The sequence below is a fragment of the Candidatus Accumulibacter propinquus genome, assembly GCF_056856495.1.
The window spans coordinates 1,498,161-1,525,082 of record NZ_JBSEHC010000003.1; the positions used below are offsets into that span (position 1 = coordinate 1,498,161).

The window sequence follows — 26,922 nt, forward strand, 5'->3', positions numbered from 1 at the left end:
GTTCGCCCGTCGCTTGCGGCGGCGGGTGTCATCTTGGTGCCTGTTGTGGGTCGGTGCCCCAGTCTGGTGCGGGCGCATTGCCGAGCGGCTGCAACGGATGCCGTACAACAGCGCTGATCGTTTGCTCTGATGGGCCATTCCACGTTCCTGATGCGATATGGCATGGTGGTTGCTTTGTCGTCCTAGCAGGAAGATTTCTTCCCGGTTCTTAACCTTCGAGGAGTAAATAGATGGTACGTCGCAACTTCATGAAGACACTCTCCGCCGCCGCAGTGACCGCCGCGTTCGGGCTGACTTCGTTCAACGCACTGGCCGCCGAGACGATCAAGGTCGGTGTGCTGCATTCCCTGTCGGGGACCATGGCCATCTCCGAGACGGCACTCAAGGAAACCGTCCTGATGGCGATCGACGAGATCAACAGCAAGGGCGGCGTGCTCGGCAAGAAGCTCGAACCGGTGGTCGTCGATCCGGCGTCGAACTGGCCGCTGTTCGCAGAGAAGGCACGACAACTGCTGAGCAAGGACAAGGTCGCGGTGACCTTCGGGTGCTGGACGTCGGTATCGCGGAAATCGGTCCTGCCGGTCTACAAGGAACTCAACGGCCTCCTGTTCTATCCGGTGCAGTACGAAGGCGAAGAACTCGAGTACAACGTCTTCTATACCGGCGCGGCGCCAAACCAGCAGGCGATCCCGGCGGTCGAGTACCTGATGAGCAAGGATGGCGGCGAAGCCAAACGCTTCGTCCTGCTCGGTACCGACTACGTCTATCCGCGCACGACGAACAAGATCCTGCGCGCATTCCTCAAGTCCAAGGGCGTCGCCGACGCCGACATCATGGAGGAGTACACGCCCTTCGGTCACAGCGACTATCAGACGATCATCGCCAAGATCAAGAAATTCTCCAGCGAAGGCAAGAAGACGGCGGTGGTGTCGACCATCAATGGCGATTCCAACGTGCCGTTCTACAAGGAACTCGGCAACGCCGGCATCAAGGCGACCGAAGTGCCGGTGGTCGCCTTCTCGGTCGGCGAAGAAGAACTGCGCGGCGTCGATACCAAGCCGCTGGTGGGTCACCTCGCCTCGTGGAACTACTTCATGTCGTTGAAGAACGTCGAGAACGACAAGTTCACCAAGCTGTACCGGACCTGGGCGGTCAAGCAGAAACTGCCGAATGCCGACAAGGCGGTGACCAATGACCCGATGGAAGCGACTTACATCGGCGTCTACATGTGGAAGCAGGCGGTCGAGAAGGCCAAGTCCACCGACGTCGACAAGGTGATTGCGGCGATGGCCGGACAGACCTTCAAGGCACCGTCGGGTTTCACGATCAAGATGGACGAGAAGAACCACCATCTGCACAAGCCGGTGTTCATCGGCGAGATCAAGGCCGACGGTCAGTTCAACGTGGTCTGGAAAACGCCTGGACCGGTCAGGGCGCAGCCGTGGAGCCCGTACATTCCGGGTAACGACAAGAAGAAGGACACGCCTGAAGGCAAGTAAGCATCAACCGCGTGTTCGTCGCATCAGCGACGCACGCATCCCGTTCCGAGCCTGTTCGACAGGCTCGCCTCTCCCGGCTGCGGGAGAGGCGGCGGGGCTTAGGGAGGAAGCATGCGTACCATCGGATTACTGCTTTGCGGGTGGCTCCTGAGTGCGGCGAGCGTGCAGGCGGCAATAGACCCGTCGTTGCTCAAGCCACTGGCCTCCGAAGACTCCGATACCAAGATCATGGCCATCGCGGCGCTGGCCCAGGCTGCGCCGGAGGAGGCGCTGCCGGTCCTCAAGGCGCTCGCGGACAATGCCCTGGCGGTTTCCGGGGAACGCCTGCTGATTGTCGACGGCGAGCGCGTGTTCGACGCCGCCAGCAACACCGAGATCAAACCGGCGCCGGCGGCGCACGAAACCATCGGCATCAACAATCGTGTGCGCCGTGAACTCTCCGGCGCACTGGCCGCGTTGCGCCTCTTCTCCGCCGACCGCGAGGTGCGTTGGCAGGCCGCGCAGGAGCTGACGCTGAGTGCCGACGCGAAGATGCTGCCGCTGCTCGACAAGGCGCTGGCCGCTGAAACCGACAGCGAGATCAGGGCGCGCCTGCAACTCGCGCATGCCCAGGCCAGTCTCGGCTCGACCGACGCCGGCGTCCGCCATGTGGCAGTGCGCGCACTCGGCGAGAGCAGCGATCCGAACGTTCGCCAACTGCTGATGCCGCTGACCGAGAAGCGCGGCGACGCCTGGGTCGAACCCGACAGCGCGGTGCGCGCGGCGGCCGGAACGTCGATTCGTGCCATCGAACAGCGGCTGGCGTGGGCCGACAATCTGGGGCGTGCCTTTACCGGTCTTTCGCTCGGCTCGATCCTGCTGCTGGCGGCACTCGGCCTGGCGATCACCTACGGGGTGATGGGGGTGATCAACATGGCGCACGGCGAACTGTTGATGGTCGGCGCCTATTCGGCCTGGGCGATGCAGAGCGTTTTCCGGGCCTACTTGCCGAGCGCCCTCGACTGGTATCTGCTGGCCGCCATCCCGGTGGGATTCCTGGCGGCGGCTCTGGTCGGCGTGCTCATGGAGCGGATCGTCATTCGCCATCTCTACGGGCGGCCGCTGGAGACGCTGCTCGCGACCTGGGGCATTTCCCTGTTCCTGATGCAGGTGGCACGGACACTGTTCGGCGCCCAGAACGTCGAGGTTGCCAACCCGGTGTGGATGGCCGGCGGCATCGAGGTGTTGCCGAACCTGATGCTGCCCTGGAACCGGATCATCATCGTCGCCTTCTCGATCGCCGTGCTGGCCGCGATGTGGGCGATCCTCAACCTCTCGCGGCTGGGCATGTTCGTCCGGGCGGTAACCCAGAACCGGGCGATGGCGGGCTGCGTCGGCGTGCCGACCGGGCGCGTCGACACCCTCGCCTTCGGTCTCGGTGCCGGCATCGCCGGCCTCGGTGGCGTGGCTCTGTCGCAGATCGCCAACGTTGGCCCGGACATGGGGCAGGGTTACATCGTCGACTCGTTCATGGTCGTCGTGCTCGGTGGTGTCGGACAACTCGCTGGTGCGGTCTGGGCGGCCCTCGGTCTCGGCGTGTTCACCAAGTTCCTCGAAGGCTGGACCGGTGCGGTGGTTGCCAAGATCGTCGTGCTGGTGTTCATCATCATTTTCATCCAGAAGCGTCCGCAGGGGCTGTTCGCCCTCAAGGGCCGCTTTGTCGAATCCTGAGAGCGGGAGAGCACCCATGAGAACCCCTTTCATCGTTCGTCTCGGACGCAGCTTCGACGCGCGCAGCTGGCAGATGGTGGGGCTGTTCGCCGCCTTCGCGCTGGTTGCCGTACCGGTCATGCACCTGCTGCTGCCGCCCGAAAATCCGCTGTATCTGTCGACCTACTTCATTACCCTGACCGGCAAGATTCTCTGCTATGCGATCGTCGCAGTGGCGATGGACCTGATCTGGGGCTACGGGGGCATTCTCTCGCTCGGTCACGGACTGTTCTTCGCCCTTGGCGGCTACGCCTTCGGCATGTACCTGATGCGCCAGATCGGCCGCGACGGCAGCTATCAGAGCGATCTGCCGGACTTCATGGTCTTTCTCGACTGGAAGGAACTGCCGTGGTTCTGGGTGGGTAGCGACAGTTTCCTGTGGGTGGCGCTGCTGGTCCTGGTCGTGCCGGCACTGATTGCTTTCGTGTTCGGCTATTTCGCCTTCCGCTCGCGCATCCGTGGTGTTTATTTCTCGATCATCACCCAGGCGCTGACCTACGCGGCGATGCTGCTCTTCTTCCGCAACGAAACCGGCTTCGGCGGCAACAACGGCTTCACCGACTTCAAGCGCATTCTCGGCTTTTCGATCACCGCACCCGAGACCCGCGTGGTGCTCTTCGGTCTCTCGGCGCTGGCCCTGATCGGCACGCTGCTGCTGGCGCGCTATCTGGTGACCTCAAAGTTCGGGCGCGTGCTGACGGCCATCCGCGACGCCGAATCGCGGGTCATGTTCATCGGCTACAACCCGCTGTGGTACAAGCTTTTCGTGTGGACGCTGTCGGCCATGCTGTGCGCCGTCGCCGGCGCGCTGTATGTCCCGCAGGTGGGAATCATCAACCCTTCCGAAATGTCGGTCGCCAACTCGATCGAGATCGCCATCTGGGTCGCCGTCGGCGGGCGCGGCACGCTGCTCGGCCCGGTCATCGGGGCATTCATCGTCAATCTCGCGAAGAGCTGGTTTACGGTGAGTTTTCCGGAGTACTGGCTGTTCTTCCTCGGCACCCTGTTCATCGTCGCGACCCTGTATCTGCCGCAGGGAGTCGTCGGCCTGTGGGTCAGGCTGCGCGCCGGCAGGCGGCGGGAAGAGGCCACGCCGGGCGTGGTGGCGAAAGGAGTGGAGGCATGAACGCTGTCGATCTGCTGCTCCCGGAGAGCGAGGACAATCCCGACTGGGATAGCGGTACTGCCGAACTCGGGCATATCCTGCAGCCCGGTCATCTCGACCTGTCACACAAGGTCATCCTCTACCTGGAAGACATCACGGTCAGCTTCGACGGTTTTCGCGCGCTCAACAAGCTGTCGTTGACCATCGACGCCGGCGAATTGCGCTGCATCATCGGGCCCAACGGCGCCGGCAAGACGACGATGATGGATGTCATCACCGGCAAGACCCGGCCCGACGAAGGCACGGTCTTCTTCGGCCAGACCATCGATCTGACACGCCTCTCGGAGCCCGAGATCGCGCACGCCGGTATCGGGCGCAAGTTCCAGAAACCGACGATTTTCGAGAATCATACGGTTTTCGAGAATCTCGAACTGGCGATGAAGACCGACAAGCGGGTCTGGCGCAGCCTCTTTGCGGTGCTCGATTCGGCGGCGGGCGACCGCATAGCCGAGACGCTGCAACTGATCCGCCTCGATGGCCAGGCGAATCGTCTTGCCGGGCTGCTTTCGCACGGCCAGAAACAGTGGCTGGAAATCGGCATGCTGCTGATGCAGGAGCCGAAGCTGTTGCTGCTCGACGAACCGGTGGCCGGCATGACCGACGAAGAAACCGAGCGCACCGGCGAGTTGTTCATTTCGCTGGCCGGCCGGCATTCGCTGGTCGTCGTCGAACACGACATGGCCTTCGTCAAGCAACTCGGAGGCAAGGTCACCGTTCTGCACGAAGGCAGCCTGCTCGCCGAGGGCACGCTGGAAGAAGTGCAGGCCGACGCACGGGTGATCGAAGTCTATCTGGGGCGCTGAAGATGCTGAACGTGAACAATCTCAACCAGTATTACGGTGGCAGCCACATTCTGCGCAACGTCAGCTTTACCGCCGAAGCCGGCAAGGTGACGGCGGTGCTCGGGCGCAATGGCGTCGGCAAATCGACCTTGCTGAAGTCGCTGATGGGGCTGCTGCCGACTCGGGGCGGCAGCATCGAGTTCGGCGGTCGCGATCTGACGCGTGCCGCTTCACACCAGCGGGTCAAGGCCGGTATCGGTTATGTGCCGCAGGGGCGCGAGATCTTTCCACGCCTGACGGTGCAGGAGAATCTGCTGATGGGGCTTGCCGCCTGCCCCGGGAGGACGCCAGTGCCGGAACGGATTTTCGAGATGTTCCCGGTGTTGCGGCAGATGCTGCGGCGGCGTGGCGGCGATCTCTCGGGCGGGCAGCAGCAGCAGCTGGCGATCGGGCGGGCGCTGGCCATGGGCCCGAAGCTGCTGATTCTCGACGAACCCACGGAAGGCATCCAGCCGTCGATCATCAAGGACATCGAACGTGCCGTGCGTGCGCTCGCCGCCAGCGGCGAAATGGCCATCCTGCTCGTCGAACAGTATTATGATTTTGCCCGCTCGCTCGCCGACCAGTACCTGGTGATGGAACGTGGCGAGATCATCATGCGTGGACGCGGGGAAGACATGGAAAAGGATGGGGTGCTGGCGGCCCTGGCCGTTTGACGGCGACGCCGGCGATCGAGGAAACGGTAGCGGAAAAAGCCGCACAGGAAGCGGCACGCCCCGGCTGGCAGGCGTCACTGAAACTCGGTTTCGAGCGCCGTGCCGAGACGACGGTGCTGGTGCAGCGCGAGCATCGCGGGCCGCTGCGCGTGCAGAAGGCGCTGTATCCGGAAGGTCGGGATCTCTGTCACGCCATCGTCCTGCATCCGCCGGGCGGCGTTGCCGGTGGCGACCGTCTGGAAATCAGCGTCGCTGCCGCGCCCGGCGCGCGCGTGTTATTGACTACACCCGGCGCCGGCAAGTGGTATCGTTCGGGTGGGCGACCGGCGCAGCAGGGGCTGACGGTGCGCGTCGCGCGTGACGCCGTCGTCGAGTGGTTGCCGCAGGAAACGATTGTCTTCGACGGTGCGGACGCGACGATGCACAGCCGTGTCGAACTGGCCGGCGGCGGCCTGTTCTGCGGCTGGGAGATCCTCTGCCTGGGCCGCACGGCGGCCGGTGAACGCTTCGCGACCGGGCGGCTGGATCTGGCGACGCGGATCGAACGCGACGGCCAGCCGTTGTGGGTCGAACGTGGTCAACTCGCCGGTGGCTCGGCTTGGCTCGCCGCCGCCGCCGGACTCGCTGGTCAGCCGGTGAGTGCGACCTTGCTGCTGGCCGGGCGAGCAATACACCGCGAGTGGCTTGACGCTTGCCGTACGCTGGCCGTCACCGATGGTCTGCTGGCCGGAGTCAGCGCGCTGCCCGAGGTGCTGGTGGCGCGTTGCCTGGCACCGCAAGCCGAGGTTGCGCGTGCCTGGTTGAGTGAGGTCTGGAAGCTGTTGCGCCCGCTGGCGCTCGGTCGGGCCGCCGTAGTGCCGCGGATATGGAGTACCTGAATACCTGAGGAAGCCGCATGGAACTGACGCCGAGAGAAAAGGACAAGCTGCTCATCTTTACCGCCGCGCTGCTCGCGGAACGCCGCCGTGCGCGCGGCCTGAAACTCAACTACCCCGAGGCGGTGGCGCTGATCAGCGCGGCGATCGTCGAAGGCGCCCGCGACGGGCGGACGGTGGCCGAGTTGATGAGCTACGGAACGACGCTGCTTTCCCGTGACGACGTGATGGAAGGCGTGCCGGAAATGATCCACGATATCCAGGTCGAAGCCACCTTCCCGGACGGCACCAAGCTGGTCACCGTCCATCACCCCATCGTTTGAACCAAGGAGTTGAAGATGAACAAGCATACGAACATGTTTCTCGTCACCGCTCTGCTGTGCCTGCCGGTCGCTGCCATCGCTCACCCTGGGCACGCCGGGGACGGCTTCGGCGCTGGTTTCATGCACCCTTTCCTTGGCCTTGACCATCTGCTGGCGATGGTCGTGGTGGGTATCTGGAGCGTTCTCCATAGCCGCCGCGTCTGGCTCGCGCCACTGTGTTTCGTCAGCTTCCTGGCGGTCGGCGCGATGCTTGGCCACGGCGGCCTGGTCGTCCCGCAACTCGAACCGCTCGTCGCTGCCTCGGTTCTCGTCCTTGGCTTGATGCTGACTTCGCCGCTTGGCCGCAGCACATCGGCGCCGCTGGCGGTCATCGGCGCTTTCGCGCTCTGCCACGGCATGGCGCACGGTGGCGAACTGGGGGCTGCGGGCAGCGTGCTGGCCGGAATCGTTCTCGGTTCGGTCATTCTGCACGGCGCGGGAATGTTGCTGGCTCGCCATGTATTGCAGCAACGCGAGGCCTGGGCACATCGTCTCGGTCAGGCGGTGGCGCTGGTGGGCGGCTTTCTGCTGGTCAACACCCTGTTCTGATGGGCGAACATGAAGGGTCGAAAAATGATTCCCGGTGAATTGGTTGTCGCCGCGGGCGAAATCGAACTCAACGCCGGTCGCGAGACGATCCGGTTGAGCGTGGCCAACAGCGGCGATCGGCCGATCCAGGTCGGTTCGCATTATCACTTTGCCGAAACCAACGTCGCGCTGGTTTTCGACCGCGCCGCGGCGCATGGCTTTCGGCTCGATATTGCCGCCGGTACCGCCGTGCGCTTCGAGCCGGGACAGACGCGCAGCGTGCAACTGGTGGCGCTGTCCGGCGAGCGCCGGGTTTACGGTTTCAACGCCCTGGTGATGGGAGCACTGCAATGAGCGTCAGGATCTCCCGGCAGGCCTACGCCGAGATGTTCGGGCCGACGATCGGCGATCGGGTACGTCTGGCCGATACCGAACTGTGGGTCGAAGTCGAGGACGATTTCACGATCTACGGTGAGGAAGTCAAGTTCGGTGGCGGCAAGGTCATCCGTGACGGCATGGGGCAGGGGCAGAGGCCAGCCGCTGAAGTCGCCGACACGGTGATCACCAATGCGCTGATTGTTGACCACTGGGGCATCGTCAAGGCCGATATCGCCATCAAGGGCGGGTGCATCGCCGGCATCGGCAAGGCCGGCAACCCCGACATCCAGCCGGGGGTGAGCATCGCCATCGGCGGTGGCACCGAGATCATCGCCGGTGAAGGTCTGCTCGTCACTGCCGGCGGCATCGACAGCCACATCCATTTCATCTGTCCGCAACAGATCGAGGAAGCGCTGATGTCGGGGGTGACCACGATGCTCGGTGGCGGGACGGGGCCGGCCACCGGCACCTACGCCACCACCTGTACGCCGGGACCATGGCACCTCCACCGCATGCTCGAAGCGGCCGACGCGTTTCCGATGAACCTCGGTTTCTTCGGCAAGGGCAACGTTTCCTTGCCCGAACCCTTGCGCGAACAGGTGCGCGCCGGCGCCATCGGGCTCAAGCTGCACGAGGACTGGGGAACGACGCCGGCGGCGATCGACAACTGCCTGGCGGTAGCCGAAGAGATGGACGTGCAGGTGGCCATCCACACCGATACGCTCAACGAATCGGGCTTCGTCGAAACGACGCTCGCCGCTTTCAAGGGGCGGACGATCCACACCTTTCATACCGAAGGCGCTGGCGGCGGGCACGCACCGGACATCCTGCGTGCCGTCGGCGAGGCCAACGTCCTGCCCTCGTCGACCAACCCGACCCGGCCCTACACGGTGAACACCGTCGACGAACACCTCGACATGCTGATGGTGTGCCATCACCTGGACTCGGCGATTGCCGAAGACGTCGCATTCGCCGAAAGCCGCATCCGACGCGAGACGATCGCCGCCGAAGACATCCTGCACGACCTCGGCGCGCTGTCGATGATGTCCTCGGACTCGCAGGCGATGGGCCGTGTCGGCGAAGTGATCATCCGCACCTGGCAGACCGCACACAAGATGAAGGTGCAGCGTGGCCACCTGCCGGCAGCGGGAACTGGAGGAGCGCCGCCGACCGCCAACGACAATTTCCGCGTCAAGCGCTACCTCGCCAAATACACCATCAATCCGGCGATCACGCATGGCATCAGTCATCTCGTCGGTTCGATCGAGGTCGGCAAGCTCGCCGACCTGGTACTCTGGAAGCCGGCGTTCTTTGGCGTCAAGCCTTCGCTGATCCTCAAGGGTGGGATGATCGCCGCCGCCGCGATGGGCGACGCCAACGCTTCGATCCCGACGCCGCAGCCGGTGCACTACCGGCCGATGTTCGGGGCTTTCGGCGGCGCGCGCAAGACCTCGGTGACCTTCGTCTCGCAGGCGGCGCTCGACAATCCCGAGCTCGCCGCGCTGCAGCTCGCCAAACCGCTGCATGCCGTTCGCCGGACACGCGGTCTCTGCAAGTCGGACATGGTCCATAACGCGGCGACGCCGAAGATCGACGTCGACCCGGAAACCTATGCCGTGCGCGCCGACGGCGAACTGCTGGTCTGCGAGCCGGCCAGCGTGCTGCCGCTGGCGCAGCGTTACTTCCTGTTCTGAGCATGCTCTTCGCCGAATCCTTTGCCGAACGCGAAGCGACCGCCGACGATCGTCTGGTGCTCCCCTACGACGCACGCCGCAAGAGTCGACAACGCGTCTTCCTGGCCAGCGGCGAGGAAATGGGCTACGTCTTTCAGGCCGGAACGGTGTTGCGCGACGGCGACCGCCTGCTCACTGGCAATGGGCTGGTCATCGCCGTCGTGGCGGCTCCGGAGCCGCTGCTCGAAGTGCATGCCGGCGAGACCTGCCAGTTGATTCGCGCCGCCTACCATCTCGGCAATCGGCACGTGCCGGTGCAGCTCGGCGAGCAATACCTGCGCTTTCAGCCGGACCACGTGCTTGGCGAGATGCTGCTCGGCCTCGGCTGCGAAGTCAGCGAGGTCGAGGCCCCGTTCGATCCCGAGGGCGGCGCTTATGGTGCGCATGCGCACGGTGACGCGCACGCGGGTGCGCACGACTACCGTCCCCTGCATGCGGCAACGGATCCCCACCATCCCGGCCACGGCCCGCACCGCTCGCCAGCGAAGATCCACACTTTCAAGTGAGCCTGGCGCTGGCGCGTCTGCTGCAGTTGACCAGCCCGGCCCTGCCGGTCGGTGCCTACACCTATTCGCAAGGCCTCGAATGGGCGGTCGATACGGGTCGCGTGCGTGATCAGGCAACGGCGCTGGCGTGGATCGGCGGTGTGCTCGAGCACCCCCTGGGTCGCTTTGAAGCGCCGCTGACCGCCTGTCTGCAGCGCGCCTGGGCTGCCACCGCCGAGCATGAAGTGGCGCGTCTCAACGCCGACTTTCTGGCCAGCCGCGAGTCATCAGAGTTGCGCGCCGAAACCGTGCAGATGGGTTATTCGTTGCGCCGGCTGCTGCACGATGTCGATGATTTCCCGCTCCCGCCGGCGCTCGACGCGCTGCCCGAAGTCTCGTTTCCAGTCGTCTGGGCGCTGACCGCAGCGGTCTGGGAAATCCCGGTTGCCGATTCGCTGACCGGCTACCTGTGGTCCTGGTGCGAAAATCAGGTCATGGCGGCGTTGAAGGCGGTACCGCTGGGCCAGACCGCCGGGCAGCGCATCCTGCTTGCCCTTGGTGGCCGCTTGCCGGCCGTCGTGCAGCAGGCGATCGAACTGCCGGAAGCGCTCTGGAGCAATTTCGCTCCCGGTCTGGCGCTGGCGTCGACTGGCCACGAGACGCAATATTCGAGACTGTTCCGATCGTGAAAGAAAGCGAGCCCGACATGAAGCGACATCCCGCCCTGCGCATCGGCATCGGAGGCCCGGTTGGCTCCGGCAAGACCGCTCTGACCCTGGCTCTGTGCCTGGCGCTGCGCGACAGGTACAGCCTCGGTGTGGTGACCAACGACATTTATACCGCCGAAGATGCGAAGTTCCTGGTGCAGCACGCCGCACTGCCGCAGGAGCGGATTCTCGGCGTCGAAACCGGCGGTTGCCCACACACGGCGATTCGCGAGGACGCCTCGATCAACCTCGAAGCCGTCGCCCGACTGACCACGACTTTCCCGGATATCGAGATCGTCCTTGTCGAATCCGGCGGCGACAACCTGGCGGCGACGTTCAGCCCAGAACTCTCCGACCTGACGATCTACGTCATCGACGTCGCCGCCGGTGACAAGATCCCGCGCAAGGGCGGGCCGGGGATCACCAAGTCCGATCTGCTGGTGATCAACAAGACCGACCTGGCGCCGCTGGTCGGCGCCTCGCTGGAAGTGATGGATCGCGACAGCCGCAGGATGCGCGGCGAACGACCGTTCGTGTTCAGCAACATGAAAACCGGGCAGGGGCTGAACGAGGTCATTGCCTTCATCGAGAAGCAGGGCTTGCTGCGGTAACCGTGAGCCAGGCGCGTCGTCTTGCCCTCGTCGCAACGCCGCAGAGAGCGCTCGGAGGATTTCGCTCTTTACTGCGAGGGGTTTCCCGGTTCGGCTATCGCCTCAAATACGAGAGCGCCTTTGGCAGTTCCACGTTGTTGCCGAAGGCATCCTCGCCGTAGCCTTGGCGGGCCAGTGCATCCACGTCGGCAAGGACGCGCTTGTCGCCGATGAAGGTCACGGTCAGATCAGTGCGGATGTCGAGTTGGCCCGTGGCCTGCAACTGGGCGATCTCGGCCACGCTGTTCTCGAGGACGCTGCCCTGGCGACGCCCGATTTCCTCGGAGAGCTGGAGTGGCTGGTGGTAGAGCACGATCTTTCCCTCGCCGGCAAGGCGATGAACGATGGTCAGGACGGCGGCGGCGACAGCTTCTGGTTCGAGGGCGCCGGTTCGGTCAGCAAGCACGCGGGCGATTTCCGCCGCCAGCCAGCGGCGCTTGCGGGCATTGATGGTCTCATTGGCACGGAAGAGATCGAGGGGCGAGCCGGCATCGAAGAGCTTGCCATCCAGGTCCATCTGCACCGCGCTGCCGTAGTGGGTGACGATGCGTGCCACCAGATTGGAGGGGCGGACATGGAAGCCCCGGTAGCTGGGCACCGGCACTTCGAGGCGCCCGGATTCGGCGTAGCGGCGCAGGATGCCTTGGCACAGGCGCTGGCCGCCGGTCAGGTGGGCGCTGGAGAAGGCCATCGAGTAGGCGAACAGGGTTGCCATGGTGGCGTCGGTATCGACCACCGGCCGTTCACGCAGCGCGGCGTCGCCGGTGCGCGGGCTCACGTGGCGCTCGTAGTAGTGGGCGAGGTCGGTAGCGATCTCCAGCAGATGATAAATGACACTGGCGTGGCCGCGCAGGATGGGCAGGTTGGTGTCGGAGGTTTCGATCGAGGTGCCGGCGACATGGGTGTCGTACAGGGATTGCAGGTTGTGGAAGCGGAAGGTGAGCTGCCGCAGGCGCTCCTCGCTGACCGGATCCGGGAAGCAGGCGGCATATTCCTCCGGCGGAACCCGCGCCGAGACGCGCAGCAGATCGCTTTCGGCGGCCAGGTTGAGAAACTCGGTTGCCAGATGGGTGACCGTAGTGGCGGTGTCGCCGGTAATCCGGTCGCCGCGGTTGTCCGCCAGGCGGCCCGGCGGCAAGCGTTCGCTGAAATCCTCAGGGAGCCGGGCGAGGTCGGTGACCTGGACGCCAACCCGTTGTGCCTCCTCCAGCAGGTCGGTGGCGACATCGGCGACGACGCCACCGACCTGCTGCAAGCGTTCGCGGGTGGCGGCCGCGAAGTCTGCTTCGACCGGCAGGAGACGGTAGGCCGGCAGGCGTCGGTGTATGTAGGCCAGGACCTCGCCGATACGGGCGAAGTTCTTGAGAGCCGCCATCAAGGCGCGGAACCGGCTCCAGTGCTGATTCTGGCGCGCGCCGTACTCGTCCAGCAACGCTTCCATCTGCCCGGATTCCAGCAGCAGGCGGCCAATCAGCGGCCGCGTCAGCGGAACGTCATGCGCGTGCCTGGCGGCCAGGCTACTGGCAATTTCGAGCAGGGGCCGGCTACGGGCGCTGACCAGGTCGCAGAACTCCCGGTCGCCGATCAAGCCCACCCCCACCGGCCCGATGGCCGCGCAGGCGCCTTGCGTGTTTGCGTTCATGTCTCGTCTCCTCAGTCCGGCGCTTTGCCGGTGTCCGGCTGGCGGCGTCGATGGCGCTTGCAACGCGTCCGGCAGGCGCTATGATATCCGCCGATTGCGGCACAAAGGGTCAAACATGGAACAGGCGGTTCTCTTCGCCGATGTCACCGGCAGTACAAAACTCTACGAGACCATCGGCGACAGCGGGGCGAAGCGGCTGGTCGACGCTTGCCTCGACGTGCTGCGGGCGGTCACCGCAGCGTATGGCGGGCGGGTGATCAAGACCATCGGCGACGAACTGATGGCGGTTTTTCCGGGCGCCGATGCCATCGTACGGGCGGCCTGCGAGATGCAGATCCGCTTGTCCGAGCTCGACTCGGCCATGCAGTATGGTCTCTCGATCCGGATCGGCTTCCACGCCGGCCGGTTGATCGAGGAAAACGGCGATGTCTTTGGCGACGCGGTCAATATCGCAGCACGCATGACCGGCCTGGCCAAGGCCGCCCAGATCATCACCACCGAAGCCACGGCGAAGATGATGTCGCCTGAGCTGCGGGACTCGACCCGCAGCATGGGCAGCTTCGCGGTCAGGGGCAAGGCGGAGTCGATCGCCGTCTGCGAGGTGATCTGGCAGGCCGAGAACCTGACGATGATTACCGGCAGCCTGCCGGGCGACAATCCACCGACGACGATGTCCCTGGACCTCGCCTATGCCGGCGGTTTACTGACCTTCAGGCAGGGCGACGAAGCGGTGACCATCGGCCGCGACGCCTCGTGCCGCATCAACCTGCCGGTGCTCTGTGCCTCGCGCAAGCATGCGCGCATCGAATTCCGCCGCGACAAGTTCGTACTCACCGACACCAGCACCAATGGCACTTATGTCCGGGTTGATGCCGCCCGTGAGCTGGTGATCAACCGCGAGGACTTCGTGCTCAGCGGCAGCGGCGAGATCAGCCTCGGACATGGCAATGGCGAAGGTGGCCCCGACCTGACGTGGAAGGTCAGGTTCTGAAGACGGGGCCACATCTCACTGCCTGACGGACTTGCTTACTGCCGCCGACGGCGCAGCACCAGACAGGCAAGGCCGACGCCGAGCAGTGCGAGGGAACCCGGCTCGGGAACGGCCTGGAAGTTTTCCACCGCCACGAAGGTGTCATGCGTGCTCGTCGTCCGCAGCAGCGAGGTCCCGCCAGAGACCCGCGAGGTGGCTGCGTAAGACAAGCCGGCGGCGCCGGCGGTGAGCGGATGCGCGTCGATGTTTGCGGTGTTGAAACCGGGGTCGAGGATGTCACCGATGATCTGCATGCCACTCCCGAGGGCGACCAGCAAGGCATTCACATTGGCATTCTCGGACGGAAACCTGTCGTTATCGCCGAGCAGAAAGAGCGTCCCGCCGCCGCTCAGGAAACCCGAGAGCGCGGTGACTTCGCCGGCGCCGAAGGCGTTTTCCGGCGCCACGGCGACAAAGAGATTCAGCCCGGCGAGCGAGGCCGCGGTAATCGGCCCGCCCAGCAGCGAGGCGCTCACCCCGGCCTGGGCGTTATAAAAGTTCACCACATCCTGGTCAAGCGTGCCCAGGCAGCACAGCGAAGGCGTCGTCGAAAGCACGCCCACCGCTGTACCGCTGCCCAGGATGTTCTTGAAGAACGCCTGGTTTCCGGCGTTGGAGCCCAGAGGATCAATGATGTTCGAGTCGCCGGACAGGATCAGCGGCCCGGCCTGCGCGACCGCAGAGCAGAGGAACACCGCGACCGCCATGGCGGAAGCGACCAGTTTGTTGAGCATGGATAAAACCTCCCGAGAATTCTTGAAGTCATCAATAAAGAGAAAGACACCACCGGTTGCGCAGTGTGCGACGCCCAATAAGCAATTTATATGCCGTAATGCCTTTATTTGTTTGTTCAAGGACTTGTAATAACTCCATGTTCTCAGATACGGCGACCTGTAAATTTTTCCGACAGATCTTGTAATGCACGGCGGGTTCGATCGTGCCGGTCCTGGCGACAGCCCCTATCCAGTGGTGTTGCCGACATGAATACCTGCAACCACCGCCCATGGCGATGAGTCGCCTGAGGCTGGGCGGCAGGCGCGCGATAAGGCATGGAAAAATCCGGCGTTGCTGTGCATACTTGCCGCGCCCGCACCACCGCTGTCGATGCGGACCTCCTACCCCCAACCACCACCGAGGAAGAACCATGATCAAACGCACCCTGCTCCTGGCCGGGCTTGCCGCAAGCTTCGCCATCGCTACGACGGCGATGGCGGCGGAATCGACCCTGGCCAACATCAAGCAGACCGGAACACTGAAGCTGGGCTACCGCGAGAACTCGATACCGTTTTCATTCGTCGGCGACGACAAGCAGCCGCGCGGCTACAGCGTAGACCTGTGCCGGATCGTGGCCGAGGATATCGGCAAGCAGCTCGACCTGCCGAAACTCGATGTACGCTGGGTGCCGGTCACTGCACAGAGCCGCTTCGAGGCCTTGAAGAGCGGCGCAATCGATATCGAGTGCGGTAACTCGACACAGACGCTGTCGCGTCGGGCCGACTTCGACTTCAGCGTGATGACCTTTGTCGACGGTGCCGGCCTGTTGTTTCGCGAGGGTGAGGTGCCGTCGTCGATCGAAGCGATCAAGGCGCAGCGTGTCGCGGTGGTGGCCGGAACGACGACCGAAAAAACGCTCGAAAACCTGATCGCCACGGGCAAGCTTGGCGTTCTCCTGCTCAAGGTCGCCGACCACGATGCCGCGCTGAAGGCGCTGCAGGACAGGACCGCCACGGCCTATGCGGCGGATCGTACGGTGCTGGTTACCACGGCGCTGGTGCGCGGGCAGGGGCAGGCCTTCGCGCTGGCCTCGCTGCAGTTCAGCTACGAACCGTACGGCCTGGCGATGCGCCGCGACGCCGATCTGCGCCTGGCCGTCGACCGGACCCTGGCCAGACTGTACCGCACCGGCGAGATCAGCCCAATCCTCGCGCGCTGGTTCGAGCCGCTGGGCAAACCCAATGATGCGCTACAGGCGATGTTCCTGATCAACGGCCTTCCCGAGTAGCACCCGACGCGCGGCGGCGGTCGGAAGGCTTCTCGACCGCCGCCGCGGAAGACCTCCATCAGCAGTGTTCCCAGAAACGCTCGTTCCACGGACGAAGGTCGATCTCGCTCGATCGGTGACATCGCAGGTGAATCCGCTCGCCCGAACCCCGCCCCGTCTCAGTTCCCCGGCCAGCCTCTCAAGGCGCACCCCGTCTCTGGAAGCCAGCGCAATGTTGATTCCTTCGCTGGCGAGTCGCCTCGCGAGTGATTCGCCCAGCCCCGGACCAGCGCCCACGATCAGTGCCGTCTCCGGTTCGGGCTTTGCGGAACCGGATTGGGATACAGTACCCCTCTCGGCGCCCAAGGGCCCCGCTCGCGCGTGCGCCAGCTCGGTAACCGGCGCCTGATTCTCAACCGCCGGGAGATTACGGGGCGCCGTCCTGAGCCGAACGGCCCGCTCAAAGCGAAAAACGACTGAGGCCGGTCCAAAATTCAAACGCCGAGCGACCTTCAGGTGCTTCCATAGGCGATGAAGCATTGTTTTCCCCCCTCTCCAGGTTCATATTAGTTCACCGGCACGCGTTGTGAAGGCGAAAACCATCCTTCTCGTTCGACTTCGCGGCCGTCGCACACTGTCTTCGGAGACTTCCGTAACCCGTCCATTTTCTCTTTTCCCCCACACCGCGATGGCCAGGGAACGTATCGGCGCCTGCCCGCCCTGCGACGCGCGGCCAGTGCAGCGCGCCTGCTCCAGGTTCCTCGTTGGCGCGCAAACATGCCGGGTGGAAAACGCGGGACGGTGTTGGAATTGAAATTCTGTGGCGCTTGGTGGTACTATCGCCGGCTTTTGCTGGCCTGCGCGAGCAAAATTGGAAAGCGCGCCTTCAAGGCGCGCGGGGTGTGCTGTCGAAGTGCATCCTATCACGCACATTCGCCTGTTCAAGGGTGCCTGCCAGGAAGAGAAGGCGGGCTGTAGGTGGGCGGATGGTGGTCTAACCCTGATGAGAGTGAGAGTAAGAATGTCCACAACCATGCGACAGATGCTTGAGGCCGGTGTTCACTTCGGCCACCAGACGAGATTCTGGAACCCCAAGATGGCGCCCTATATTTTTGGCGCCCGCAGCAAGATTCATATCGTCAACCTTGAGAAGACGCTGGCCAAATATAACGAAGCGATGACCTTCGTTCGCCGGCTGTCGGCCAACAAGGGCACGATCCTGTTTGTCGGGACCAAGCGGCAGGCACGCGAGATCATGGCCGAAGAAGCGACGCGCTGCGATACCCCGTATGTCGATCAGCGCTGGCTGGGCGGCATGCTGACGAACTTCAAGACCATCAAGCAGTCGCTCAAGCGCCTCAAGGAGATGGAGGTCATGTGCGAAGATGGCTCCCTCGACCGGCTTGGCAAGAAGGAGGCGCTGATGCTGACTCGCGAACTCGACAAGATGCACAAGTCGATTGGCGGGATCAAGGAGATGGGCTCGCTGCCCGACGCGCTGTTTGTCATTGATGTCGGTTACCACAAGATCGCCATTACCGAGGCCAACAAACTCGGCATTCCGGTCGTGGCCGTGGTCGACACCAACCATTCTCCGGACGGCGTGGATTACGTCATTCCGGGTAACGACGACTCGTCGCGTGCCATTCGCTTGTACGCTCGTGGTGTTGCCGATGCGGTTCTCGAGGGGCGCAGTCAGTTTGTCGAGGAGATCCTGGATGCGGTGTCCGGCGACGAGTTCATCGAAGAAGCCGACGACGAGTGAACGCTGTCGCCACGGGTTGCGCATGAACTTGCTGTGGCCAATGGGTTCCGTATTGATTGAGTGTGTATAGCGAGGCGCTGCCGGTGTCACCGGCAGCCTTCGCGTGTGTGGAGATTGTGAAATGGCGGAAATTACCGCAAGTATGGTCAAGGAGCTTCGGGAAAGAACCGACGCACCGATGATGGAGTGCAAGAGGGCGCTGACGGAATCCGGTGGCGACCTGCTCAAGGCCGAGGAAATTCTGCGCGTCAAGCTCGGTTCCAAAGCCAGCAAGGCGGCGAGTCGTATCACCGCCGAGGGCGTCGTGGCCATCCACAGATCGAGTGACGACAAACTTGGTGCGATCGTCGAAATCAACTGCGAAACTGACTTTGTCGGCAAGAACCAGGAGTTTCTGAGCCTGGCGCGTGATTGCGCGGTATTGGTCGCCGGGCACGATCCGGTCGACGTCGCTGCCTTGTCGGCGTTGCCGATGGGTGACGGTAGTGTCGAATCGACGCGCACGGCGCTTGTCGGCAAGATTGGCGAGAACATGTCGATCCGTCGTTTCGCGCGCATCGAGGCCAAGGGAAGGCTCGCTTCCTACGTGCATGGTGGGGCCAAGATCGGTGTTCTGGTGGATTACATTGGCGGCGACGATCAACTCGGCAAGGATCTGGCCATGCACATTGCGGCTGCCAAGCCGCGGGCACTGGATCCGACCGGTGTCGCCGCCGAACTGATCGAGAGCGAACGTCGCATTGCCATCGAGAAGGCCCGTGAAGGTGGCAAGCCGGAGGCGATGATCGACAAGATTGCCGAAGGCTCCGTACAGAAGTTCCTCAATGAGGTCACGCTGCTCGGTCAGGTGTTTGTGAAGGACGAAAGCCACAAACAGACAATTGCCCAGTTGCTCAAGGCCAAAGAGGCATCGGTGGTGAGTTTCACCCTGTTCGTGGTTGGTGAAGGCATCGCCAAGAGGGCCAACGATTTTGCCGCCGAAGTGGCCGCACAAGCCGCTGCAGCCGCGCAGAAGTAACCGCCGGGCTTGACTGACCGATCACGCGCTTACCGAAGGAGACCGACGCCGATGTCCACCAACTCGCCGAAGTACAAACGCATCCTGCTGAAACTCTCCGGTGAGGCGCTCATGGGTGGTGATGCCTACGGCATCAACCGGAAAACGATCTCGGGAATTGTTGCCGAGATCAAGGTGATAGTCGACATGGGGGTACAGGTTGGCGTGGTCATCGGCGGTGGCAACATCTTTCGGGGCGTTGCGCCGGCGGCCAGGGGCATGGATCGCGCCCAGGCGGATTACATGGGCATGCTGGCGACCGTGATGAATGGTCTGGCACTGCACGACGCGATGCGTGTTGCCGGGATGGTTTCGCGCGTGCAGTCGGCTCTGAGCATCGAGCAGGTGGTCGAGCCGTACATCCGAGCCAAGGCCATCCGCTACCTGGAACAGGGCCGGACGGTCATCTTTTCCGGTGGGACCGGTAACCCCTTCTTTACGACCGATACCGCTGCGGCTCTGCGGGGGGCGGAGATCGGTGCCGAAATCGTACTCAAGGCCACCAAGGTCGATGGCATCTATTTGGCCGACCCGAAGAAGGATCCGCAGGCTACCCGCTACGAGCGGATCAGCTTCGACGATGCCATCGCCCAGAACCTCGCGGTCATGGATGCCACTGCTTTTGCCTTGTGCCGTGACCAGAAGCTGCCGATCAACGTGTTCTCGATTTTCAAGCAGGGTGCGCTGCGGCGGGTTACGATGGGCGAGAACGAAGGCACCCTGGTATATTGCTGACGGAGATGGGAATGTCCATAGCAGACGTGAAAAAGGCCGCCGAGCACAAGATGCACAGGTCGCTTGAGGCACTCAAGACCGATCTGGCAAAGGTGCGGACCGGGCGTGCGCATACGGGTTTGCTCGACCACGTGCAGGTCGAGTATTACGGCTCGCCGGTACCGATCAATACCGTGGCCAACGTGACCTTGATCGACGCTCGCACGCTCGGTGTTCAGGCCTGGGAAAAGGGCATGGCGGCAAAGGTCGAGAGGGCCATTCGCGACTCCGACCTGGGCCTCAACCCGGCCGCACAGGGAGACCTGATCCGCGTGCCGATGCCTGCCCTGACCGAGGAACGGCGGCGCGATCTGATCAAGGTCGTGAAAGGCGAGGGCGAGGGTGCCAAGGTTGCGGTTCGCAATCTGCGACGCGATGCCATTGCGACGCTGAAGGAAATGCTCAAGAACAAGGAGTGCTCCGAGGATGACGAGCATCGTGCACAGGACGAGATCCAGAAGCTTACCGACCGCTACGTGGCCGAGATCGAGAAACAACTCAGTCAGAAGGAAACCGAGTTGATGGCCATCTAGCGACTGTCGCAGGAGTCATCAGTATGGTGCGCTTTGCCAGTTCCACTCGCGATGTGCCGGATACGCCCACGGTTCCTCGCCATGTGGCGATCATCATGGACGGCAACGGGCGTTGGGCCAAGAAGCGATTGTTGCCGCGCGTCGCCGGGCATCATCGTGGTGTTGAAACGGTGCGTGCTACGGTGAAGACCTGCCTTGAACGGGGCATCGAGTATCTGACCCTGTTCGCCTTCAGTTCAGAGAACTGGCGTCGCCCTGAAGAGGAAGTCTCTCTGCTGATGCAGCTCTTCGTACGCGCACTCAAGGAGGAGGTCAAGAAACTCGATCGCAACGGCGTACGCTTGCGGGTGATTGGCGACCTCTCGCGGTTTGATTCGGACCTGCAGGCGCTGATCGCCGCCTCCGAGGAGCGCACGGCGGGTAACGACCGACTCGTTCTGACCATCGCCGCGAATTACGGTGGACGATGGGATATTCTGCAGGCGGTCAACCGCATGTTGAGCAGCGACCAGGAGGCACGCGCGCAATGGAGCGAAAGCGATCTGGCGCCACATCTGGCAATGAGCTATGCACCCGAGCCCGATCTGTTCATTCGCACCGGTGGTGAGCAGCGAATCAGCAACTTCCTGCTCTGGCAACTCGCGTATTCCGAGTTGTATTTCACCGAGGTGCTCTGGCCCGAGTTTGACGCGCGTGCTTTTGAGGCCGCACTGACCTCATATCAGCAGCGCGAACGCCGCTTTGGGCGGACCAGTGAACAGGTGCTGGGTACTTCCCAGCCTGCTGTCGTACCGACCGGCCCGCGCATAGATGCTTAGGACGCGGGTGATCACCGCGGTTGTCCTGTTTGCCGCTTTCTTTTCTGCGCTCTTCTTTTTGCCACCGCTGGGTTGGCTGCTGTTCACCACGGCCGTGGCCGCGGTGGCGGCTTGGGAGTGGGGTGCCTTGATGCGTCTTGGCGAGACGGGCCGAATCTGGCTTGGCGTATTGCTTGCCGGGGTGTGTGCGGTAGTGACCATGCTCGCACCTGCTGCCGTCGGAATTGGGGCAGGATTTGCCGAGGCAGCCTGGCCTCTGGGTGCCTGCTTCTATCTGCCAGCGGCAATTTTCTGGCTACTTCTGGTGCCGCTCTGGTTGACGCGGCGTTGGCCCATGCCGAACGCTGCCATCGCTCTGGCGACGGGCAGCGTGCTGATCCTGCCCGCGTGGATGGCACTGCTGCAATTGCGACAGGCCGGGCCGCTGACCTTGCTGGCAATCATGGCGGTTGTCTGGCTGGCGGACATTGGCGCGTACTTCTTCGGGCGGCTTCTGGGTAAACACAAGCTGGCGCCCAACATCAGCCCGGGCAAGACCTGGGAGGGCGCGTTCGGTGGTGTTGTCGCGGTTCTGGCGTATGGACTGCTGTTGTCGCCGCATTTGCCGGCGACGCTGGCGGGAAATCTGCCCCTGTTGGCCGTGCTGCTCAGCGTACTGGCGGCGATCAGCATCCTTGGTGATCTCTTCGAATCCCTGCTTAAACGCCAGGCGGGCCTCAAGGACAGCAGCAACGTGCTGCCAGGGCACGGCGGGGTGCTGGACCGCATCGACAGTCTCACGTCGACACTGCCGCTGGTCGCTCTGGTCTGGCTGGCGACACAGTCTTGATGCCGTCGGGGTTGGCTGTGCAGCAGCTCACGATTCTCGGCTCGACAGGCTCCATCGGGGTCAATACGCTGGATGTCCTGCGACGTCACCCACAACGCTACCGGGTTGTGGCGCTGTGCGCGCACCGTCAGGTGGACCTTCTGTTCGAGCAGTGCCTGGAGTTTCGACCGCGGCATGCGGTTGTTGGTGATCCGCTTCTGGCCGCTGATCTCGCTGCGCGCTTGCTGGCCGCGGGTTGTCCGACGGAGGTGGGGCATGGTCCGGGCGCGCTGGTCCGCATGGCGGCACTTCCGGAGGTGGATGCGGTGATGGCCGCGATCGTCGGCGCGGCGGGTCTGCCGCCCACCTTGGCGGCGGCTGTCGCCGGGAAGAAGATCCTTCTGGCGAATAAGGAAGCACTGGTCATGGCCGGCCCGGTCTTCATGCGTGCCGTGCGCGAAAACGGCGCTACCCTGCTGCCGATCGACAGCGAGCACAATGCCATTTTCCAGTCTCTCCCGAGCACCTACTCGGGCGATCCGGCGGGCAGTGGCGTGCTTGGGCTGTTCCTTACGGCATCGGGTGGTCCCTTCCGTGAACTGGCCCTCGGCGACTTCGAAGCCGTCAGCCCCGAACAGGCGTGTGCCCATCCGAACTGGATCATGGGACGAAAGATATCGGTCGACTGCGCGACGATGATGAACAAGGGCCTGGAGGTGATCGAGGCGCACTGGCTGTTCAACGTTCCGGCGGACAGCATTCAGGTGGTCATCCATCCCCAAAGCGTCATTCATTCGCTCGTTCAGTACGTCGATGGCTCGGTCATCGCGGAACTCGGTAATCCGGACATGCGCACGCCGATCGCGCACGCCCTGGCTTATCCGCAGCGCATCGCGGCGGGCGTCGAGGCGCTTGATCTGTACAAGGTGGCGTCGCTGCATTTCGAGCGTCCCGACCTGGATCGCTTTCCGTGCCTGGGACTGGCCTATCGTGCGCTCAGGGAGGGCGGCGGTGCGCCGACGACGCTGAATGCGGCGAACGAAGTGGCGGTGCAGGCTTTCCTCGACCGCAGGATCAGATTTACGGCGATTGCCCGGGTGATTGGCGAAGTCATGGATCGCTTGCCGACCGGCGGGATGCCTGCCTCGCTGGCCGAGGTCCTGGCTGTCGACCGCACGGCGCGCGCAGCGGCTGAACATTTGATCATGGATCCAGCTTTCCGATGAGCGGCTTTCTCTACTATCTTGCGGCCTTTGCTCTGGTCCTGGGAATCCTCGTCGTGGTGCACGAGTTCGGGCACTATCTTGCCGCGCGCTGGGCAGGGGTGAAGGTCCTGCGCTTCTCGGTCGGCTTCGGTCGGCCACTCTGGGCGCGGCGCTTTGGCCAGGATGGCACCGAGTGGGCAATTGCCGCTTTCCCGCTCGGCGGTTATGTAAAAATGCTCGACGAGCGTGAAGGCGAGGTTCCTGCCGAGGAGTTGCACCGGAGCTTCAACCGGCAGTCTGTCCTGCGGCGGATGGTGATTGTTGTAGCGGGGCCGGCAGCCAACTTCCTGCTGGCCATTGTTCTTTACTGGGGGCTGTTCTGGAACGGTACGGAAGAGTTCAAGCCGCTTCTGGGCGCGCCCGCCGTCGAGAGTGCGGCGGCGTCGGCAGGACTGGAAGACGGTGAATTGGTGCTCAAGGTTGCCGGAGAAAGCGTGCAGACCTGGCAGGAGATGCGTTGGCTCCTGCTGCAGCGGGCCGTTGAGCAGGATCAGATCGAACTTGAGGTGATCAACCCGCAACACGAGATCGCGGTGCGGCGCCTTGACGTGCTGGCCGTTCGACAGTCGGGCTGGGAAGGCGAGGCGCTGGACCGGCTGGGTCTCACGCTTTACCGCCCCCGGCTGCCCCCCGTGCTGGGCCAGGTCAATGCCAACAGTGCTGCCGCCGATGCCGGGCTGCGCCCCGGAGACGAAGTGCTCAGCATTGACGCAACGCCGATCGGCAGTTGGGCCGACGTCGTGCAACACGTCCGCAAGTCGCCCGGGAAGGCGATTCATCTGGAGGTGCTGCGCGACGGCGTGCGCGTCGAGAGCACGGTGACGCCGGCTGCCGTCGAAGAGCGGGGGCGGCAGATTGGCCGCATTGGTGCAGCCGTCGCCGCTGACGGACGCCTGCCGGCAGAATTGATGGTCACCGTCAGCTACGGTCCGCTGTCGGCGCTCAACAAGGCGGTTATCGAGACCTGGGACAAGTCGGCGTTTACCCTCCTGATGATTGGCAAGATGATTACCGGCGAGGTTTCGTGGCGTAACATCAGTGGGCCGGTGACCATCGCCGACTACGCTGGACGGTCGGCAAGGCTGGGCGTCGATTATTACCTGAAGTTCCTCGCTCTGGTGAGCATCAGTCTGGGAGTCCTCAATCTGCTGCCGATCCCGATTCTGGATGGGGGGCATTTGTTGTATTATCTCGTCGAAATCATCAAGCGTGGGCCCGTTTCCGAGCGAACCATGGAAATCGGCCAGCAAATCGGCCTGGCACTCCTGCTCATGCTTATGGCGTTCGCCTTCTACAACGACATCAATCGACTGTTCTCCGGCTGAGCTTATGAAGAAAAACCTGCTCGCAGGTCTGGTAGCCTCCTTGTTTGTCTGTGCCGCGTCGGCCATGGAGCCGTTCGTGGTCAGGGATATTCGCCTCGAAGGAATTCAGCGTGTTGAGGCCGGTACGGTTTTCAGCTATCTGCCGGTCAAGGTCGGCGACACGATGACCGACGAGCGTGCCGCGCAAGCGATCAAGACCTTGTTTGCGACCGGTTTTTTCAAGGATGTCCGGATCGAGATCGATGGCAGCGTCCTGATTGTGGTGCTTGAGGAGCGGCCGGCGATCGCGCAGATCGACTTCGTGGGCTTGAAGGAATTCGAGAAGGATCAGTTGATCAAGGGCCTGAAGGAAGTCGGGGTCGCCGTAGCGCGCACCTTCGACCGGGCCACGCTGGACAAGGCCGAACAGGAACTGAAGCGCCAGTACCTCTCACGGGGCAGATACGCGGCGACGATCACCACCACGATAACGCCGCTGGATCGCAACCGCGTGGCGATCAATTTCAATATCGACGAAGGCGAAACAGCCAAGATCAAGCAGATCAACATAGTCGGCGCTCAGGCCTTCAAGGAGAAGGATCTGCTGGCCGTGATGCAGCAGAAGACACCGAACTGGATCAGTTGGTATACCAAGAGTGACCAGTATTCGAAACAAAAGCTTTCGGCCGATCTTGAGACGCTACGTTCATATTACCTCGATCGGGGCTTCCTGGAATTCAGTATCGAGTCAACGCAGGTGTCGATTACTCCCGACAAGAAGGAAATCTACATCACCGTCAGCATCAATGAAGGGGAGCGCTACCAGGTTTCGTCTGTGAAGCTGGCTGGCGATCTGACCCTGCCTGAGGAAGATTTCAGGAAGGCGGTCAAGGTCAAGCCCGGCGACGTATTTTCGCGCGAAAAACTCAACGAGAGCACCAAGGCCATATCCGACAAGCTGGGTGCCCAAGGCTTCGCATTTGCCAACGTGAACGCTGCTCCGGAACTCGACAAGGAAAAGCGTCAGGTGGCGTTTACGATTTTTGTCGATCCGGGGAAGCGGACCTACGTGCGCCGGGTCAACATCAGCGGCAACACCAAAACACGTGACGAAGTCATCCGCCAGGAGATGCGCCAGATGGAAGGGGCATGGTATGACGCCGACCGGGTCGCGGCGTCGCGGGAGAGAATCGACCGAACCAACTATTTCGGCGAAGTCAATGTGGAGACTCCGCCGGTCCCCGGCACCATCGATCTCGTCGATGTGAACGTCAATGTGACGGAAAAATCGACCGGTAACATCTCCATCGGTGCCGGCTATTCGAGTGCGGAAAAGGTGGTTCTGTCCGGTTCGATCTCGCAGTCCAACATCTTCGGCAGCGGCAAGTTCCTGGCCTTGCAGGTCAATACCGGAAAACTGAACCGGACGCTCAGCATCAACTATACCAATCCCTACTTCACCGTTGACGGCATCAGCCAGGGATTTGACATTTACGATCGGCGGGTCAACCCCACCTCTCTGGGTTACGCGTTCCAGTCGGAGTCGATCGGCGGCGGCATCCGCTTCGGTTACCCGATCAGCGAAAAGGAAACCCTGAGCTTCGGTTTGGCGATCGACCAGACGACGATCGACATTACGCCGATCACGGCCGCAACGCCGCCGCAATACGTGACCTTCCAGGCCGAGCACGGGGACTCGAACATCACCCTGCCGGCGACCGTGACATGGACCAGCGACAGCCGAAACAGCGCCATTTATCCGACCTCCGGGGGCGTCCAGCGGGCCGGGGTCGAGGTGGCCATTCCCGGCGTCGACCTGACGTTCTATCGCCTGACCTACAAGAACGAACACTACTTTCCCCTGACCAAGGACCTGGTGCTGATGCTCATGGGGGAACTCGGTTACGCGAATGGTCTGCAAGGCCAGAGCTTGCCGTTCTACAAGAATTTCTACGCTGGCGGCATCGGTTCGGTGCGCGGCTACCAGACTGCCAGTCTCGGCCCGGTAGACCCGCTGTATCCCGATACCTACCTCGGAGGTACGAGCAAGGCGGTGTTCAACGCCGAGTTGCTGATGGCGCTGCCCGGGTTCGACAAGTCGGTCCGTCTTGGTCCATTTTTTGATGCGGGTAACGTGTTCAGTGATAACTATACGATCGGGAAGGAAGGGTTGGCGATGTCCGTCGGTCTCACCGCGGCCTGGATATCGCCGTTGGGACCCCTGAAATTCAGTTATGGCCAGCCGATCAACGAGAAAAGTAATGCTAAACTGCAGAAGTTCCAGTTCCAGATGGGGACCACCTTTTAATCCAGGAG

The 26,922-nt window shown here is 62.9% G+C and carries 27 protein-coding genes; 24 read left to right on the plus strand and 3 right to left on the minus strand.

Annotation, left to right across the window (positions count from 1 at the left end; genetic code table 11):
- Positions 1-230 precede the first annotated feature (230 nt).
- The 13 genes from urtA to ureG all read left to right on the plus strand — a co-directional run bounded on the left by urtA (position 231) and on the right by ureG (position 11,590).
- Positions 231-1,499 carry an urea ABC transporter substrate-binding protein gene (gene urtA / locus AC15MQ_RS12650; protein WP_287654319.1) on the plus strand — a complete coding sequence of 423 codons (1,269 nt, stop codon included), beginning with the start codon at positions 231-233 and terminating at the stop codon, positions 1,497-1,499.
- Positions 1,500-1,610: 111 nt separating this feature from the next.
- Positions 1,611-3,209 carry an urea ABC transporter permease subunit UrtB gene (urtB, locus tag AC15MQ_RS12655; protein ID WP_287654318.1) on the plus strand — a complete coding sequence of 533 codons (1,599 nt, stop codon included), beginning with the start codon at positions 1,611-1,613 and terminating at the stop codon, positions 3,207-3,209.
- A gap of 16 nt (positions 3,210-3,225) precedes the next feature.
- Positions 3,226-4,374 carry an urea ABC transporter permease subunit UrtC gene (urtC, locus tag AC15MQ_RS12660; protein ID WP_287654317.1) on the plus strand — a complete coding sequence of 383 codons (1,149 nt, stop codon included), beginning with the start codon at positions 3,226-3,228 and terminating at the stop codon, positions 4,372-4,374.
- Complete coding sequence (gene urtD, locus AC15MQ_RS12665) at positions 4,371-5,216, plus strand: urea ABC transporter ATP-binding protein UrtD (protein ID WP_287654316.1); 846 nt, start codon at positions 4,371-4,373, stop codon at positions 5,214-5,216. Before urtC ends, urtD begins: the two co-directional genes overlap by 4 nt.
- Before the next feature lie 2 nt (positions 5,217-5,218).
- Complete coding sequence (gene urtE / locus AC15MQ_RS12670; protein ID WP_483080304.1) at positions 5,219-5,911, plus strand: urea ABC transporter ATP-binding subunit UrtE; 693 nt, start codon at positions 5,219-5,221, stop codon at positions 5,909-5,911.
- Positions 5,908-6,789: an urease accessory protein UreD gene (locus AC15MQ_RS12675; protein ID WP_287654314.1), complete on the plus strand. Its 882-nt coding sequence runs from the start codon at positions 5,908-5,910 to the stop codon at positions 6,787-6,789. Before urtE ends, AC15MQ_RS12675 begins: the two co-directional genes overlap by 4 nt.
- A gap of 17 nt (positions 6,790-6,806) precedes the next feature.
- Positions 6,807-7,109, plus strand: a complete 303-nt coding sequence (locus tag AC15MQ_RS12680) for an urease subunit gamma (protein WP_287654313.1) — start codon at positions 6,807-6,809, stop codon at positions 7,107-7,109.
- A 15-nt stretch (positions 7,110-7,124) separates the two neighbouring features.
- A complete protein-coding gene (locus AC15MQ_RS12685; protein ID WP_350497503.1) occupies positions 7,125-7,697 on the plus strand; it encodes a HupE/UreJ family protein in 573 nt (190 codons plus the stop codon).
- A gap of 24 nt (positions 7,698-7,721) precedes the next feature.
- Positions 7,722-8,030 (plus strand): urease subunit beta, encoded by a 309-nt coding sequence (locus tag AC15MQ_RS12690; RefSeq protein ID WP_483080305.1) that lies wholly within the window; start codon positions 7,722-7,724, stop codon positions 8,028-8,030.
- Positions 8,027-9,748: an urease subunit alpha gene (ureC, locus tag AC15MQ_RS12695; protein WP_483080306.1), complete on the plus strand. Its 1,722-nt coding sequence runs from the start codon at positions 8,027-8,029 to the stop codon at positions 9,746-9,748. Before AC15MQ_RS12690 ends, ureC begins: the two co-directional genes overlap by 4 nt.
- A 2-nt stretch (positions 9,749-9,750) precedes the next feature.
- On the plus strand, positions 9,751-10,293 hold the full coding sequence (ureE, locus tag AC15MQ_RS12700; RefSeq protein ID WP_287666132.1) for an urease accessory protein UreE: 543 nt from the start codon (positions 9,751-9,753) through the stop codon (positions 10,291-10,293).
- Positions 10,290-10,961, plus strand: a complete 672-nt coding sequence (locus AC15MQ_RS12705) for an urease accessory protein UreF (protein ID WP_287654308.1) — start codon at positions 10,290-10,292, stop codon at positions 10,959-10,961. Before ureE ends, AC15MQ_RS12705 begins: the two co-directional genes overlap by 4 nt.
- Before the next feature lie 17 nt (positions 10,962-10,978).
- On the plus strand, positions 10,979-11,590 hold the full coding sequence (gene ureG, locus AC15MQ_RS12710) for an urease accessory protein UreG (RefSeq protein WP_287654307.1): 612 nt from the start codon (positions 10,979-10,981) through the stop codon (positions 11,588-11,590).
- Between the two features lie 94 nt (positions 11,591-11,684).
- Here the strand turns inward: ureG and AC15MQ_RS12715 are convergent, their stop codons facing one another.
- On the minus strand, positions 11,685-13,271 hold the full coding sequence (locus AC15MQ_RS12715; RefSeq protein ID WP_483080307.1) for an HPr family phosphocarrier protein: 1,587 nt from the start codon (positions 13,269-13,271) through the stop codon (positions 11,685-11,687).
- A 115-nt stretch (positions 13,272-13,386) separates the two neighbouring features.
- On the opposite strand from AC15MQ_RS12715, the gene AC15MQ_RS12720 reads away from it, so the two are divergent.
- Complete coding sequence (locus AC15MQ_RS12720) at positions 13,387-14,262, plus strand: adenylate/guanylate cyclase domain-containing protein (RefSeq protein WP_483080308.1); 876 nt, start codon at positions 13,387-13,389, stop codon at positions 14,260-14,262.
- 35 nt (positions 14,263-14,297) lie between these two features.
- Here the strand turns inward: AC15MQ_RS12720 and AC15MQ_RS12725 are convergent, their stop codons facing one another.
- On the minus strand, positions 14,298-15,035 hold the full coding sequence (locus AC15MQ_RS12725) for a PEP-CTERM sorting domain-containing protein (RefSeq protein WP_483080309.1): 738 nt from the start codon (positions 15,033-15,035) through the stop codon (positions 14,298-14,300).
- Between the two features lie 410 nt (positions 15,036-15,445).
- Here AC15MQ_RS12725 and AC15MQ_RS12730 point away from each other — a divergent pair, with 410 nt between their 5' ends.
- Complete coding sequence (locus tag AC15MQ_RS12730; protein WP_287654301.1) at positions 15,446-16,303, plus strand: amino acid ABC transporter substrate-binding protein; 858 nt, start codon at positions 15,446-15,448, stop codon at positions 16,301-16,303.
- Here the strand turns inward: AC15MQ_RS12730 and AC15MQ_RS12735 are convergent.
- Positions 16,265-16,822 (minus strand): SDR family NAD(P)-dependent oxidoreductase, encoded by a 558-nt coding sequence (locus tag AC15MQ_RS12735; RefSeq protein WP_483080310.1) that lies wholly within the window; start codon positions 16,820-16,822, stop codon positions 16,265-16,267. The genes AC15MQ_RS12730 and AC15MQ_RS12735 overlap by 39 nt on opposite strands.
- 481 nt (positions 16,823-17,303) lie before the next feature.
- Here AC15MQ_RS12735 and rpsB point away from each other — a divergent pair, with 481 nt between their 5' ends.
- From rpsB to bamA, 9 genes are all read left to right on the plus strand, one after another.
- Entirely contained in the window at positions 17,304-18,047 is a 744-nt protein-coding gene (gene rpsB, locus AC15MQ_RS12740) for a 30S ribosomal protein S2 (RefSeq protein ID WP_287654300.1), read from the plus strand.
- A 121-nt stretch (positions 18,048-18,168) separates the two neighbouring features.
- Positions 18,169-19,065, plus strand: a complete 897-nt coding sequence (tsf, locus tag AC15MQ_RS12745; protein WP_350497508.1) for a translation elongation factor Ts — start codon at positions 18,169-18,171, stop codon at positions 19,063-19,065.
- 51 nt (positions 19,066-19,116) lie between these two features.
- On the plus strand, positions 19,117-19,839 hold the full coding sequence (gene pyrH / locus AC15MQ_RS12750; protein WP_483080311.1) for a UMP kinase: 723 nt from the start codon (positions 19,117-19,119) through the stop codon (positions 19,837-19,839).
- 11 nt (positions 19,840-19,850) lie between these two features.
- A complete protein-coding gene (frr, locus tag AC15MQ_RS12755) occupies positions 19,851-20,411 on the plus strand; it encodes a ribosome recycling factor (protein ID WP_287654296.1) in 561 nt (186 codons plus the stop codon).
- A 23-nt stretch (positions 20,412-20,434) separates the two neighbouring features.
- Positions 20,435-21,229, plus strand: coding sequence for a polyprenyl diphosphate synthase (gene uppS, locus AC15MQ_RS12760; RefSeq protein ID WP_483080312.1), 795 nt, complete (start codon positions 20,435-20,437; stop codon positions 21,227-21,229).
- Positions 21,222-22,058 (plus strand): phosphatidate cytidylyltransferase, encoded by an 837-nt coding sequence (locus tag AC15MQ_RS12765; protein WP_332337013.1) that lies wholly within the window; start codon positions 21,222-21,224, stop codon positions 22,056-22,058. The genes uppS and AC15MQ_RS12765 overlap by 8 nt, the downstream gene beginning before the upstream one ends.
- Before the next feature lie 17 nt (positions 22,059-22,075).
- Positions 22,076-23,263: a 1-deoxy-D-xylulose-5-phosphate reductoisomerase gene (gene ispC, locus AC15MQ_RS12770; RefSeq protein ID WP_483080313.1), complete on the plus strand. Its 1,188-nt coding sequence runs from the start codon at positions 22,076-22,078 to the stop codon at positions 23,261-23,263.
- Positions 23,260-24,627 (plus strand): RIP metalloprotease RseP, encoded by a 1,368-nt coding sequence (rseP, locus tag AC15MQ_RS12775; protein WP_287654291.1) that lies wholly within the window; start codon positions 23,260-23,262, stop codon positions 24,625-24,627. The genes ispC and rseP overlap by 4 nt, the downstream gene beginning before the upstream one ends.
- Positions 24,628-24,631: 4 nt before the next feature.
- On the plus strand, positions 24,632-26,914 hold the full coding sequence (gene bamA, locus AC15MQ_RS12780; protein ID WP_483080314.1) for an outer membrane protein assembly factor BamA: 2,283 nt from the start codon (positions 24,632-24,634) through the stop codon (positions 26,912-26,914).
- Positions 26,915-26,922: the final 8 nt, after the last annotated feature.